Annotated in this window: 8 protein-coding genes; 2 read left to right on the top strand and 6 right to left on the bottom strand. The window is 36.5% G+C overall.

The window, feature by feature from the left end:
* Window positions 1–12: 12 nt before the first annotated feature.
* The 6 genes from L1999_RS07345 to L1999_RS29825 form a co-directional block, all read right to left on the bottom strand.
* Window positions 13–1,500, bottom strand: a complete 1,488-nt coding sequence (locus tag L1999_RS07345) for a response regulator (protein WP_235742954.1) — start codon at window positions 1,498–1,500, stop codon at window positions 13–15.
* Window positions 1,478–3,262 carry a sensor histidine kinase gene (locus L1999_RS07340; RefSeq protein WP_235742953.1) on the bottom strand — a complete coding sequence of 595 codons (1,785 nt, stop codon included), beginning with the start codon at window positions 3,260–3,262 and terminating at the stop codon, window positions 1,478–1,480. Before L1999_RS07340 ends, L1999_RS07345 begins: the two co-directional genes overlap by 23 nt.
* A gap of 228 nt (window positions 3,263–3,490) precedes the next feature.
* Window positions 3,491–6,931, bottom strand: coding sequence for a glycoside hydrolase family 3 C-terminal domain-containing protein (locus L1999_RS07335; protein WP_235742952.1), 3,441 nt, complete (start codon window positions 6,929–6,931; stop codon window positions 3,491–3,493).
* A gap of 202 nt (window positions 6,932–7,133) precedes the next feature.
* Window positions 7,134–8,702, bottom strand: coding sequence for an alpha-L-rhamnosidase-related protein (locus L1999_RS07330; protein WP_235742951.1), 1,569 nt, complete (start codon window positions 8,700–8,702; stop codon window positions 7,134–7,136).
* Between the two features lie 35 nt (window positions 8,703–8,737).
* Window positions 8,738–11,449: an alpha-L-rhamnosidase gene (locus L1999_RS07325; RefSeq protein ID WP_235742950.1), complete on the bottom strand. Its 2,712-nt coding sequence runs from the start codon at window positions 11,447–11,449 to the stop codon at window positions 8,738–8,740.
* Between the two features lie 44 nt (window positions 11,450–11,493).
* Window positions 11,494–12,099 (bottom strand): YesL family protein, encoded by a 606-nt coding sequence (locus L1999_RS29825; RefSeq protein ID WP_430540007.1) that lies wholly within the window; start codon window positions 12,097–12,099, stop codon window positions 11,494–11,496.
* Window positions 12,100–12,273: 174 nt separating this feature from the next.
* Here L1999_RS29825 and L1999_RS07320 point away from each other — a divergent pair, with 174 nt between their 5' ends.
* Both L1999_RS07320 and L1999_RS07315 read left to right on the top strand, forming a co-directional pair.
* Window positions 12,274–13,830 (top strand): response regulator transcription factor, encoded by a 1,557-nt coding sequence (locus L1999_RS07320; RefSeq protein ID WP_275677430.1) that lies wholly within the window; start codon window positions 12,274–12,276, stop codon window positions 13,828–13,830.
* Between the two features lie 102 nt (window positions 13,831–13,932).
* A complete protein-coding gene (locus L1999_RS07315; protein ID WP_235742948.1) occupies window positions 13,933–15,744 on the top strand; it encodes a sensor histidine kinase in 1,812 nt (603 codons plus the stop codon).
* Window positions 15,745–15,748: the final 4 nt, after the last annotated feature.

The raw sequence follows: 15,748 nt of genomic DNA, 5'->3' as shown, positions 1-15,748 counted from the left end.
TCTGTAAAAGTATTAAAAAGAATCTCGATATTGCCCTGGATTAACTCCGGCATGTTTTTTGAATAATTCGGAGAAGTGTCGATAAGTATGATAACCTACTTTTTCACTAACTTCCGCTACCTTTTTCCCTTCCCTTAGAAGTTCTTTGGCCCGCTCCATTCGCAGCTTAGTCAAATATTTAATATAAGATTGCTTCATTTCTTCCTTAAATAAAAGACTAAAATAGGTTGGATTCATCCCCACATTCTCCGCAACATCCTGCAACGTCAAATCTTTAGAAAAATTCTTTTCAATATATGTACATGCTTTTTCTACGGCATCATGCTTCTTATCCTTTCGAATTAGCAGGAACCAATCCATGATCATTTCCATTTGCTGCTTTAGCCAACTAAACATTTGCTCTTTAGTATTCAATAATCTAATGTCTACGTGCGGCAAGTAATTTCCCTGACTTAAATGGGAGATATCTTCTCCTGTTTCTTTTGCCACTTCCAATCCGAGGTAAATAAGTTTTAATATTTCACGCTCGATCACGTCTGGATTTAATCGCTGTAATTGAATTTTGCTTATAAACTCCTCAAGCTGCTGGTAAAGTCCTGGCTTGTTACCCGTTCGCAAAAAGAAAATGATCGCTTCTTCCAGTTCCGATAAATCACTAGGGATATTGGGATTTTCTCCTATTTCCTCAAAACGTGTCCATTCTCCATGTTCCATAAACTGTCCATATCGTAATGCTTGTAATGCTTCTTTGTAGCTTTTGGGTGCTTCAGTAAGATCAGGATAGGTTCGTCCGGAACCAATGGTTATTCCATGTTCATTCGGCCAATATATTAATTGATTCAACAGTTCTGTTGAATCTGCTTCCAGATGAAAAATAACAAGCAGGTGCTCTGCACCATTGCGAATATATACAGAAAAGTAAGAAGGGTGGCTCGGTAAGTCAGGGCCTTTTTCGGAAAGAGCCAAGACAGTAACCGCCACAATGTCCTTAACTTCTTCCTCAAAACTCTTCCTCCATTTCGGCAATACCTCATCACCCTGAAGAAGTAAATCCAAGGTTGCTTTTTGGACAAGCTCGATTCTACTGTCTTCCCATTTCTCCTCTAACGAAAGGACTGTTTTTTGATGATGTAATTTTTCAAGTATTCTTTGGATCGTATCCTCTATCATGGGAATGGTAATGGGCTTCTCCAGATAATCCGAAACACCTAACTTTATAGCTTTTTTTACATATTCAAATTCATTGAATCCACTAAAAACAACACAAACTATCTCAGGTGCAGCTTCTAAAATCTTTTCCACAACCTCCAAGCCATTCATTCCAGGCATTCGGATATCAGTAAAAACGATATCTGGGGAATATGTTTCAACTAAATCAATTGCTGCCAATCCATTACTTGCTGTACCTACCAGCTCAATTCCGTATTTTGACCAGTCTATCATCTTTTGCAACCCGTGAAGAACAATGTATTCATCATCAAATAACACGGCTTTTAGCACCCATTACTCCCCCTTTGCTATCACGGAAACTAATCTCTATACAGGTTCCTTCATTTACTTTACTTGAAATAAACAAGGTACTGTCCTCACCGTAAAATAATTTAAGCCTCTCGCGTACATTTTTTATTCCATAGCCGCTTTCCGTTTTCTGAATGTCATCGATTCCCACCCCATCATCCCTGATGGTAAAGGTGATCCACCCCTCAGAGATTCTTCCTATTAACTTAATGGTCCCTTCTCCAACTTTTGTCTCAAGACCATGATAGATTGCATTTTCGATAAAGGGTTGCAGCAACAGCTTAAGAATTGGTTTTTCCATTAAGGATGAGTCAACATCCTCCATATAAAGAAACCGGTTTTGATAACGAAGGTTTTGAATGGTCATATAATGGTGAATATGCTCTAATTCCTTTGAAATAGGAATTAAATCTTCTCCATTATTTAAACTTAGCTTGAAACTTTGTGATAGGGCAATGGCAATCTCCGCAATATCCTTATTGTTTTCCAAGATGGCCATCCAATAAATGGAGTCCAGCGTATTATATAAAAAGTGCGGTTTTATCTGGGCTTGCAACGCACGAAGTTCGGCCTCCCGCTCTTTTAACTGCGAATGAATAAGCCTCTCGTTTAGTTCTTTATTTTCAACAGTGATTCTTTGGAATGTTTCGCCGATTACCCCAATGGTGACAGATTCATTGTCTTGGCCTGAACCCCACAATCCTTTGGCCCAATCCAATGTCATCTTTTTTAATTGGACCCATGGCTGCGCAACTTTTCCAGATAAAAAATAAGAGATTAATAAGGCTATGATCGCAATAATAGCAGAAATACTAGCTGTGATAATGCCAATTTTATTAGACTGTTTTAGTAGGACCTTTTCTTTTGTAATATTAGCGAATGTCCATCCTGTTGTGTTATTGGTATAACTGCTAATTAAATAACCTTTTTGTTCTAAGTTTTGAAAAATCGATAAGGTATTCTTACCCTGCGGCAACTCTTTATCTAGTGTTGAAGAATTAATAAATACAGTATTTACCGCATGATTGGAAGAATCGATAACGGCCATTACACTATTACTGTCATCATTTAAAACTCTAGAAAACATTGATTTTTTTATATTAACAACTAATATACCTATTTGTTTTGGGTTAAAAACATTTTGTGGATCCCGTAATTGTTTTACTGAAGAAAAAGTGGTATTATCCCCTTCTAGAACATTATAACTAAAGAAAATGGGCCTTCCTTGTGCATTAACACTCTTTTTATACCAAGCTGATTTGGATATTTCCATGTACCTATTATTAAATTCAATACTGCCTATACTATTATGATTACCGTAACATACAGGGCGAAAATGAACATCAAATAGACAAACCGAATCAATATCTTCCGTATCAATAAAATAACTAGATATTAAATCTTGCATTCGTTTGGTTGTGTTCTCGTCCAATACATTTTTACCAACTTCCGAAAAGGCTGCGCTGTCAATTAACTCTTCTCTGACACTATTGCTCCATGAAATAACACGTTCCATATTAATAATATTTCGAAACAAAAGGTCCGTCACTTCACTAGAGGTGCGAAGATTATTACTGGTAGTTTCTACTTGATTTTGAACTAATGTATTTTTGGCAATATTAAAGGAAATAAACCCTAATAATAAAAGGGGCAATATTGAAAGGCAGAGCATAATCAAAAAGTATTTATATCTAATTTTATCACTATGAAAATAATTTCTAACTCTTCTGAATACTCTTTTCATGATTGTCCACCTTAGTAAAAATTATTTCCTTCACAACTTAACTTTTTTGCTTTTTATTGTCATCATAAATCTAAATAAAATGGATTTCTATATATATGTATTTAAAAATTAATGATTTTTATTAAAATATGAAAATTTAAAATACCACAGCCTTTGTCTTTTACTTAGGGCTGTGGTACACATTCATTTTAATGTACTCTTTCCGTTCGTTCATCACATCAGGCTAATTTATTTTACCTTGAAGGATAGACTGTCAATTCGAAGATCTGGTGCATGGAATTGAACATAGATCGTATGCTGTCCTTTTGGCGCATTATTTCCTAAATCTACTGTGACATCCTTGTACCCTAGCTCATTTACAGTTACTCCTGCATTTTGGATAGTGTACGTATTCTTACTAGTAGTAGGTACATTAATGGTAGCAAAAGGAGCACTATCTAAAGAATCAGCATGCAATGTTATTGTTCCGCCAACTGCATCAGAAGCAACGGAAGCGGTCACTTTCTGCGAGGCAGTCAATACCAACTTCGGCAAGGCAACCCATGAACCGTTTTGTTTTGAATGCACTGCATAATAACCACCAACAACTTTCTTCTCTTTTAAGTCTTCAGCTGTTCGGGCTTTAGATACTTCATTATAAACAACCTCATTAGCGGAAAATGCATGGTCGAAAACATTAAATGGCTTATTTGCAGGGAGCGCTGCAAGTGAATCACCTGAAATATCTATCTCTTTCTTGGCACGGATATCTTGTGATGAGCTTCCAATCGTCAATTCATAGTTTCCATCCTCAACAATGAAATCACCCTTATTTACATCCCAGATAGAGAAATCTTTTGGATTAACCGTAAGGGTAACTGTCTTTGTCTCACCAGCAGCTAAGGAAACTTTATCGAATCCTGCCAATTGTTTTTGTGGAGCATGACTGCCATATGCTGATTTTTTGTTTTTGACATATAACTGCACCACTTCTGAGGTATTAACCTTCCCTTCATTTTTCACCTTTACGGTTACTTTGAAAGGTGAATTCCCGTTAGCAGTTGCTGGTACATTGAAATCGCTATACGAGAATTTGCTGTATGACAAGCCGTAGCCAAATGGATAGGTTACTTTTGCATTTGTATACATGTAGGTTAGCTTCGATTCCTCTGGGTCAGCATTGGTCATATCTAATGAATAACGTGGATCAATATCATCCAACTTAATGCTCGTATTCCCTTCAGGAATGGAGTACTTATCAATTTTAGGGAATGCCGACATATCTGCATACCATGTAGAAGCTAAACGACCTGTCGGTGCATAGTCACCATACAAAACCTTAGCCAATGCATATGAATCGTACTGTCCCCCATATGGCTGGTATACAATCGCAGACACGTTTGGATTGTTTTGAATCTTTTCCATCCCTACAGGGAAGCTGGATTTAACGACAACAACTGTCTTTTTACCCTTTGCAGCAAATGCGGATGACACTTTATCAACTAATTGGTAGTCAGCTTCACCCATATTTAAATCAGAGCGATCGGTACCTTCTCCTGCACTATGACGCGGGATAGCTCCGACAAAGACAACAGCGTAGTCGTCTGTATCTGCTCGTTTGACAGCATCTGAGCCAACTTCCTTAACAACGGTTTGTTCAAATTTCACATCATCATTTCGACTGGCAGCTTTTGTTTTGTTTTCCAGTGTTGATGACGAGGTTTTCAGTTTTCCATCTGAACTGGTCGTAATAAAGCGTCCGTTTGCATAATACCAATTCGAGAAATCTCCTGTAAACCCTGTCCTGTAACCATTAGCAATTAATGATACAGTGTGATCTGAATTATCCTCCACACGAATTGTAGGCGGGATTGTACTTGTACTACCGAGCATTTGGGCAAGATCCCAATCATTATTTGTTAGGTTTAAGGCAGTATTATTTGTATTTCCAACAGCTGCATTAGCTGTAGTCGGAGAAGTAACCCAAAGACCATTCTTTTGGGAACGTATGCTATAACCCTTTTGGCCCCAATCAAATACCTCAAATAATTGGGCACGATTATTTGAATCAAAGGAATCAGATGTTGTTATTAGTTGAGATCCTTTTGTTACATCCGTAGCATTTACATCAGCGGATACCATTTGACCGTTTAGTTTGGATTTCAACGCGACAACTTTTGCACCAGACGAGTAGGACACGTTATTTGCCCCGTTTGCTCTAATAATAGCTAGCAAAGGAGAGATCCCTGAGTTCTCGATATTTGGTGTCGTTCCAACTGAGTAAGTTGTTTTAAATCTTGAATCTGCATAAACTCCCGAAACTGCAGACTTCTTATTTTTGGTAAGCGGCAGTGTTCCATCATTTTTTAACAATACAATACTTTCCTCTGCTGCACGCAAGGCAACTTGCTGATTCTCAGCAGTATTGTATGTTGCAGGCTCCGCTCTTACATCCTTAGCCTCTTGGGCAAATGGGTAATTCTTAGGAATTCCGTTTGCGTCCACTTCATTAAAAATACCAACGCGGACCATTTGGTTTACATGAGGGCGTGCTGCTTCAATTAAATCCTCTTTTGTTAGACCGTATTTACCTTGTTCAACGGCATTCACTAATGCAGCAACATCATCTTTTGCATTTTGCTCATTTGGACCTGGACGTCCAGCGTTTGCCTTGGCTAAAACCATTAAAATAGTGGCATTCGTTCTGTCAGTGGCATACTGAGTATCGTATCCATTCCCTTCCGCACCTTGGAACACCAGTTGGTCAGCATTAAAATCTGGAGAACTGTAGACTCCATATTTAGAGAAATTATTCGCGTGACGTTGATAAGGAGAAAGAATGTTTGGAATTCCGTTGGTACGGCCGAACGAAGTCATGACCCCGCCAACCGACCCAGAACTAAGCGCCTTCAAAGGGCTCTTAGTCTGATATTCGAAGATAGAACGCGCACTCGCACTATTACTGCTGGATTGGCGGAACCACTGTGCGTTATAAACGGAAAAATGCTTTGTTCCTACCACTGCACGCATCCAGAATCCATCATCGCTTTTCGCTTGATCTGTACCGCTAAGTCCTGCTGCCATGTTATCAACCATTGTAGCAGCCATATTTGGATCTTCTGAAAAACCTTCATCAAATCTTCCACTTAGCGGATTGATCCGCATGTCGCTGACAACTGTGAAGGCAACCGTGGCGGAAGCATTTGCACCACCATGTATGTTTGATTCTCCTTGCTTTACTTTTAACGTACTGATTTTTTCGCTTCCCATCACTTTTCCAATATCAGAAAGCAATTCTTTGTTCCAGGTTTGCCCCATACCGGTTAAAGCCGGGAAATCAGTAGAAATCCCCTGAACATTGTCAGCTGCAGATAAAGCGCCAGGAATCACTTTCCCGGCATTTGCTCCACGCTGAAGTGTGTAATGGTTCCTTGAACCTGTAGCATATACAGCAGGTCCTTCAAGACCCGTGTAATCAAAATAAGCATCCACATATTCATTTAGATGTGCTGGAACTCCGTCGAACAACGGCATCCCATCAAAAACCCCGCCAACTTGTTTTTTAAATACAGGGATTTCTTCAGCTTTTTTCAATGGTGCATGAAAACCAACTAAACCTGCTGCAAGTGTCGTAGTAAGGATTATAGATAGAGTTCTTTTTCCCATCTTAGTGAGCTGGGATTTTTTCATCTAATTCACACTTCCTCCCCCAAAAATTTAAAGCGTTTCCATTTTACACAAAAATAGGGACCGGTTACCTATATTAATATCATAAAGCACAACTTGGCAGTCTGATAGTGTCAGATTTTTCTGATTAATGTATGCTTTTTTTGGGGGATAAAAAGGATAATAAAAGGACAACCATTACATTCGTGATTGCCCTTTTATTCTCTTACAAGTTATACTTGCGAATTAAATATGTGGGTGTGCAGCTCCAAGCATGGCAATAGCTATTAATTAAATGACTTCCGTATGGAGAAAAATCTTTATTTTTAGGATCATATAATTCCCAGAAGGTGTCAGCTCCATCCTTTATCATTCCACCCCAATAGATTTTCATTTCAGTGATGGCCTGCTCTTTTTCTCCAGAAACAATTAATGCTTCTATTAAATGATGATACATGTAAGGTGTGGCAATACCAACCACTGGATTTTCAGCAAAAAGACGATTCATGAGCTTAGTATTTTCTTCCTTCGTCAATACTCCAGCCATCACCATCCAAATCTGACTTGCCCAAGAAACTTGGTGATCAGAGCCACTGATAAAAAACTGTTGTTCTTGATCCCACAAATGGGTTCTCGTTGCTTCTACTATTACTTCCAATTGTTTTTCAAAACAATCCTTTTCAGGTAGTTTTAGTTCTTCTGCCAAACGGATTGCCTGTTTAATGGTATAAATTAATACTGCTTGAGACGGAGCTTGTTTGTTTAATCCTTCTTGCCAATCAATAAACGACCACCAATCGGGAGTATCCATTAAGATATGATTTTCATCAAGTCTTTCAAGTGCAAGCTCGACCTGACAATAGGCAGTCGGCCAAAGCTCTTTTAAAGTCTCGACATCACTTGTCGCAAAATAATAATCATGTAATGTGGAAACAAAGAACAATGAATAATCAAATAGATAAGTATCATCTGCAATCAACTGTGGAGCAACAAAGACATTAGCCGGAACCCTGCCATTATCATCAGGGACACCTGCAAAGAGATAAAGACACCGTTTCACAAGCTCATTGTTTCCAAAAGTTTGGTAGTTTGCCAGAGCCTGTAGTCGTAAATCACCGAGCCAAAGTCGTCGGTCACGTTTCGGTCCGTCTTCAAACACATCCTGCATGCAATCTGCAAGTGTCTTTAGGCTAATCTCATCCATTCTTTGAAGTTCATTATCCTCGTGTGAAATCTTTTCGACTTCAATTAAATTTGCTGATGTTACAGATTTACATTCAATACTTTCAAACACCACTTTATACTTTGGTGATGTGTCCAAAACTTCAAACTTTACATATCTAAAGCTGTACCGACGCGGCAGTGATATAATAGCAGGCAATACATCCACAAAAATTGTTTCTTCCTGAAGCCATGAACTGCTGAGCCATCCGTTATAATTCTCAAATGGCTCGGCCATTTCAACTGGCATTTCGCCAATTGTCAATTTTAATTTGAGCGGTGCATCCGGCGGGCTGCCAGCGGGACGAATTTTAATAGTTAAATAGCCAACCTGATGATCGCCAAAATCTAAAACAACGGAATCTTTTTTTCCATACTCACTGTCTGTCAGAGAGGAAGCCGGAGCAATAACCTCAGACTTACAGCCATGAATAACTTCTGAAGCTGCTTTTATTTGTACAATCGAAGAAGGTTTCACAATTGTTTCATGTAATTGTGGCTTCAACTGTTCTGCAGTTTCAATAAATTTTTCGTTTCTCATTATCACTTGGTTTTTTAGTTTTTGAATACTCATACCGATATCCCCTATTCTTAAAGAGTTTCAGACTATCATTTTGTTGCACTTTGCAACTGTGAGGGCAAATCTCCCATTTTGAGCTGGAAGGTGTAACAACCAGATCCTACTAAATAAACTAAACCATCTAGTGTGTCTGAAACCAAAATATTCTCTTCATCCGGAGTGAGAGTTTGAACTGTTATCTTATCTTTACTAATATCCTTTAACAAAATCTCGGCTTTTGAGTTTACAGGTATCTCCACATTTATATTGGTGATTTCTTCTTTCCTTTCCCAGGAGCAAAGAATCGTTCCATAAGGAGATTCCAATGAAGATTTTACCGAAGACAGACCATAATCAGAAATATGTGGCTGGATTTTTATTTTTCTATAGCCAGCTTCTTTAAGATCAATCCCAGCTACATATCGGTACAGCCATTCCCCTATTGCCCCATAAGCGTAATGATTAAAGGAATTCATATCGTCACTCCAGAAAGACCCATCTTGTTTGATACCATCCCAATGTTCCCAAATCGTAGTGGCACCTTGTAAAACAGAAAATAACCAAGAAGGATAGCTTTCCTGTAAGAGTAAACGAAGAGCGGTTTCATGGTAGCCATTTTCTGATAAAGCAATACACAAATAAGGTGTTCCAACAAAGCCTGTTGATAAATGATAGTTGTTATCTTTTATCAATTGATTTAAGTCTGCAGCTACTTGTTCACGAACCTTCCCATCTATTAGATTAAATACCAATGGGAGGATATGTGCTGTTTGGGTATTCGCTTTCATTTTTCCTTCTGTTGAAATAAAAGTTCTTTGAAATTCCTGAATAATTCCACCTAAAAGCTGATCATATTTTCTAACATCTTCCGCTATATGTAAGACTTGTGCAGCATCTCTTACGATTCGAGTGGAATAAGCGTAGTAGGCGGTTGCTACTAATTGTTCAGGTGTAGCTCCAAAATAAGAATCTACTTCCGCATCAAGCGCCAGCCAGTCACCGAAATGAAATCCTGTATTCCAAAGATATGGATTGGCTCCCTGGGCTCGAATATAGTCAACCCAAGCTTTCATACTTTCATATTGTTCCTCTAGTAATCTTTTATCGCCAAACGTGCGATATAAAGTCCAAGGGCAAATGGTTACAGCATCTCCCCATGCTGAAGAAGTAAAATTATAATCCCCCCACATACCGGAAATGTAGTCTTCTAAAACGTCAGGGATTACAAATGGAACAGTTCCATTTGCCGTTTGATCGCTTTTTAGATCTCTAACCCATTTGGTAAAAAAAGGGGCTACTTGATAGTTGTAAGCTGCCGTTCGGATAAAAATTTGTGCATCTCCCGTCCATCCGAGACGCTCATCACGTTGCGGACAATCGGTTGGGACGTCGACAAAGTTTCCTCTTTGCCCCCAGAGAATGTTGTTATACAATTTATTGACTAGTTCATTTGAGCTCTCAAAATACCCTGTTCGTGGCATATCAGTATGAATAACCTCTCCAACAAAGGAGTTTAACAATTCTTGCTCAGATAAGGTATCAATACCTTCTACTTTGACATAACGAAAGCCTTGAAAGGTAAAATGGGCTGCATATGAAACTGGACCACTACCGTTGGAAATGTATTCAACCTTTTGCTTAGCCTTACGTAAATTACCTGTATAGAAATTTCCTTCTTTATCCAATACTTCAGCATGGTATAAAACAAGCTTTTCGCCTGTCGGTATGTTAACAGTCATCCGAACTCTTCCGACCATATTTTGCCCCATATCGAGGACGGTTTCGCCGTTAGGAGTTTTAATAACCGCAGTAGGAGTAATGATTTCCGTTACTTTTGTTGGCCAGTTTTCTTGGGCAACAAGTTGGTTAAATGGAAGATCACAAATAGTTGCCTTTTTCCATACTGAATAATCCTCATTTAGAAAATCCCTTATCTCTAATCGTGCATCATACGTTTCACCCGTATAAAACTCTGATAACAGAATCGGACCAGTCGATGCTTTCCATGTTGCATCCGTTACTACCACCTCTTCTGTTCCATCCTCAAATACAATGTGTAATTGCAAAAGAAGCGCTCGTTCCTTACCATAGATATTTCTTTTTGAAAGCCAGGTTAATTCTCCTTTGTACCAACCATCTGCGACCATGGCACCGATAACAAATTCACCAAGGGACAACTTGTCAGTAATATCATAAGTCTGGTATTGGTGACGATGTTTATAGCTGCTCCAACCAGGTGCGAAGAGATCATCTCCAATCTTTTCATTGTTCAGGTAAAGATCATATAGCCCGGCAGCTGTTGCATAAATTCGAGCGGACAGGACCTTTTTTTCAATCTGAAATGGTTTTCGGAATACTGTTATAGGTTTTGAGTCTAGTTCAAAGAAATTAGGGTCGGGAGAAATCCATTTTGCTTGCCAATTATCTGATGACATTAACCCGGTTTCGAACCAGTGCATGTTGCTCCATTCTGACTCACATCCATAATTATCCCAAACACGAACACGATAATAATAACGAGTTTTGGGATTTAAATCAGGTCCCGTATAAGGGATATGAATAGATTCCTCTGATTTATATTTTCCTGTATCCCAAATTGGGTACTCAAATCTATTCTCCATTAAAGAGACTTGAATTTGGTAGAATTCCTGCATCGTATGATTTTTATCAGAAATTAGTTTCCAGGAAAACCTCGGATGAGAAAGATCCGTCCCCAATAATAAATCTCTGTATTCACATGTCAGCGTTTTCAGTTTTAGCATGCTATACTACCTCCCATTGTAAGAATGAATCTATTTTATGGACATCAATTTTTCTGCAAAGCTTCCAAAATGACAAATTTCTTATTTATATGCCAATAAGTAAGGAATATACAAATGCTAGAAAAAAAGAAGACGAATATTACAGGAAACTTATAGGCAATAAAAAATAACATATAAATACAAATCATATTTAATAGAGTTAAGTGGAATTTATAAAAGCTAAATTTAAGAGCATTCACCAGTAACTGTTTACTTGAATAAAAGCCATTAACCATTAACGGAAACACGTGTAAAATGATAGCTACGTAGAAAACCATCATGAAACAAAAAAACAAATATAAAGCTAATTTTACGGTCGAGTGCAGTTGAATGATAATATGAAAATCGGCATAAAGTAATAAACCAAATATCATGATAAAGATACCCACTATCATACTTTGTCTAAAATTTTCTTTAAATAATATAAAGTAAGTTGAAATGATAGGTGGATCATTCTTTTTTATCCATTGTCTCGAAACCGCAAAAGCAGCCGCTAAAGAAGGAAATATTGTAATTATTGGTATACAGGTAATTAGAAATAGAAAGTTTAAAAGTGTGACGTGATAAATCCAAATACAGATACGATATAAAAGGCCTTCTGTAGACAACATCGTTGTACCACCCTCCATCTTTTTGAAACTAGACATAGCTCTTTCCTAATTTGTTAATGTTCCTAATAAAATTATAACGTTTTTGGCAGTGTACTTTATTTTGTCTTTAGAGTATATTATTTTTAGGTAGTTATAATAGACTGATTGTGATTGATAAACAAAGGGGTTGATTCCATGTACACCTATATCATCATAGACGATGAACCTCTAATTAGGAGAGGAATGTTAAAAAAATTAAAAGCGTTTTCAGAGGAAGCTAAATTTGTTGGTGAGGCGGACAATGGCATCGATGCCTTGGAATTAATTCAAAAAGTAAATCCTGATATTATATTTACTGATATGAGAATGCCAGAAATGGACGGAAAAATTCTTTTAAAAACACTTCAAAATAATTTCCCTGAAAAAAAGATTATTGTCATAAGCGGCTACAGTGATTTTGAATATATGCAAGAAGCCATCTCCGCAAAAGTTGTCGGTTACTTATTAAAACCTTTCAATCGTGAAGAAATCCATTCAGCCTTACAAAAAGCCATAAACTTGATTGACCAGGAACGCGCCTATCAACAAAAGTTGGAAACAACTGAGACGGAAAAGGAAGAGATAAAATACCAGTCTGACTTACAAATTTTAAATAATATAATCTTAGGTATCTCGAAAAATTTTGAGCCGAAATCTACCAAATTTCAAAACTTTGATGAAAGTCACCAATTTATATTGTTTACACTTTATTCAACTATCAGTCTCGTTGATTATCTAAATGATTCAGTACTAATTCAAAACATAAGGACTAACGGTTTTATTAACATACAAAATACCCATAGTGATAATATATATTTCTTTCTTTTATACTATGAAAAGAATGTCAGAGATCTTCAACAATTTATATCATTGAAAAGCGATCTGCTTTACGAAAGTATTAGCAATGTGATTCCTAAAGACAGTCTATATCTAGGAATCAGCAAAACAAAAAAGACATTATTACAGTTAAATGAGGCGTATACAGAAACAATTTCTGCATTAAATAATAGATTAGCTACGGACATAAATAACATATTATTTTACAAGGAAGGACAAACGACATTTGAAATTGCAAATTGGGAAAAAACCGATGAATTGCTTTTTCACATTGAGTCAGGCCACTCCGACAAGGTTCTTGAACTTACTACTGATTACTTTAACTTTATATGCGAAATACCTTCCTTGACTATTTTATCTTTAAAGAATTTATGTAATGATCTAATCCATGAAGTAAGAAATATGCTTTCAAACTACTTTGACACGATAACGAAAGATTCTCCTTCCTCTAGCTTTGATTCCATGCTGGAAACAGTATTTGACATTGAGTCAATTAAATCATACTTTTTCCAAGTTTTACCTAGCTTAACTGAAGTGTTTCGAGAAAAGAATATTTATGGTTCGGAAAACCTCATTGACAATATAAAAACGTATATTATAAAAAACTACAATAAGGAAATTACGCTTAATAAAATAGCTACGTTGTTCTTTATCAATCCAAGTTACTGCAGTTACTTGTTTAAAGAAAAAACTGGTGAAAATTTTAATGATTTTGTCAATAGAATAAGGATTGAAAAAGCTAAGCACCTGTTAAAAAGTTCCTCAGATAAAGTCTATAAAATTGCAAAAACATTAGGTTATGATAATACGAAATACTTTTTCAGAGTTTTTAAAAAGGTGACCGGTTACACCCCGGAAGAGTATCGAATGATGTAAAAGAGATAGCCGGAATACTGGCTATCTCTTTTTAATTCTCCTATTATTTTCTAAAATGATTACTATATACTTTATTTTGGTATATTCTTTTGGAGGCTAACCATGAATTCTCTTACAACACGAACAAAAATGTTCCTTGTATTCATTGTGATTTCTATTATTCCTATTATTATCGTTACAATTAACTCTTACAGAAGCTATACTAAGCTTGTAAATCAACAAGTATCTGTCGTTACCTCAAATACAATAAGTAATTCATTAGAAAAAATCGACGGTATCTATCAAAATATTAACCGGATAACATTAACATTTCAACAATTCTCAACAGTCCCTGGATCCCCCACGGTTGCTGACCAATTGTACAAATTGATTAACAATAAAGAAGTCGGTCCCTACGATATATATCTTGCAAGAAGGGACATGCAGTTTTTCTTTAATAATTTGATACTAAGCAACGACTATATTAATGGGATCTATCTATTCCTTCCTGATGGAAATTCAATTAGTTACACTAACAACAATACGGATCTACACTTTGGCTATGTCCCATTCAATGATGTTTGGTATAAACAAACACTTCAAAAGAAAGGTGGACTTTATGTAGGTAATGTATCAACAAAGTCTTTTATAATTAATGCCCAGCCTTCTGTCACATTTGCTCGAGCAATCTACGATTTCAATTCACATAAATTACTTGGGGTTTTAATGCTGGATTGTGACATTAAAATTTTCAAAGCCCTAGATAACGATATCATCCCAAATATGACCAATCTTTATTTAGTAAATGACACAGGAAATATCATTTATGATAACAGGATGAGCAGTATTGGAAAACCCTTGCCTGACTACTTGAAAAGCAAAATTTCAAATAACTCCCTAGGTAATAAAGAAGAAGTTAAAAATGGGAATCTAACAGTAATAAAATCATTTCCGGATAATGATTGGGATATTGTTGCTTCCATCCCTATCAATGAATTATATAAACCGTACAACCTTTCGGAGAAACTAATCATCTACATTTCGATAACTTGTGCAGTAATCTTTATTTTGCTTTCCATGGTCCTATCAAACCAACTTACACGACCGACGATTGAGCTAAGTAGAATTATGCGTACAAACAAACAACTGAAACCTATTTCTACTAATAAATACCTGCAACGCAAAGATGAGGTCGGAATCCTTTATACCGAATATAACAATATGATTGAAGCGATAAACAGGTATATAAAAGAAAGTTATCAAAATAAATTGATGACGTTAGACTCACAAATGAAATCATTAGAGGCCCAAATCAATTCACATTTTCTGTATAATACACTGGAATCTATCAATAGTATTGCGGAGATTGAAGAGGTTGAAAGTATATCGATAATGACGAAAGCCCTTGGTGATATGTTCAGATATAGCATTAAAACAGACAGTGAATTAGTTAATGTTACAGATGAACTTAATCATGTAAATAATTATATAACTATTCAAAATATCCGATATGACAATAGTATAGATTTTAAACTTGAAATTCCAACTGAGATTTACACTTATCAAATTCTCAAACTAATTCTCCAGCCAATAATTGAGAATTCAATCCTTCACGCACTTGAAAGCAAAAGAATGAAAGGTAGCATTACTTTAAGGGCATATGAAGGGAACAATAATCGAATTGTCTTTGAAATAGCAGATGATGGGGTTGGTATGGATAGTGAAAAATTAAATAAAATAAAAAAATCATTACAGGAACAACCTAAATTTACAGAGCTTGGGAGAAGAAACAAACAAAGCATCGGTCTAAAGAATGTGCATTCCAGGATTGGACTTTATTATGGTTTGGAATATGGGTTAACTGTTGAAAGTGAAGTAAATAAAGGTACAACCATTAAACTATGTGTTCCAAAGATTAATAAAAACATAAGCTAAAAAA

The sequence above is a fragment of the Neobacillus drentensis genome (assembly GCF_021560175.1).
GTDB lineage: Bacteria > Bacillota > Bacilli > Bacillales > Cytobacillaceae > Neobacillus > Neobacillus drentensis_A.
This window is presented reverse-complemented; position numbering and strand designations above follow the sequence as displayed.

Bases quoted from the DNA above. Each gene is read 5' to 3' on its own strand.
- L1999_RS07340 (WP_235742953.1), bottom strand. From the start codon at position 3,262: ATGAAAAGAGTATTCAGAAGAGTTAGAAATTATTTTCATAGTGATAAA.
- L1999_RS07335 (WP_235742952.1), bottom strand. From the start codon at position 6,931: ATGAAAAAATCCCAGCTCACTAAGATGGGAAAAAGAACTCTATCTATA.
- L1999_RS07330 (WP_235742951.1), bottom strand. From the start codon at position 8,702: ATGAGTATTCAAAAACTAAAAAACCAAGTGATAATGAGAAACGAAAAA.
- L1999_RS07325 (WP_235742950.1), bottom strand. From the start codon at position 11,449: ATGCTAAAACTGAAAACGCTGACATGTGAATACAGAGATTTATTATTG.
- L1999_RS29825 (WP_430540007.1), bottom strand. From the start codon at position 12,099: ATGTTGTCTACAGAAGGCCTTTTATATCGTATCTGTATTTGGATTTAT.
- L1999_RS07320 (WP_275677430.1), top strand. From the start codon at position 12,274: ATGTACACCTATATCATCATAGACGATGAACCTCTAATTAGGAGAGGA.
- L1999_RS07315 (WP_235742948.1), top strand. From the start codon at position 13,933: ATGAATTCTCTTACAACACGAACAAAAATGTTCCTTGTATTCATTGTG.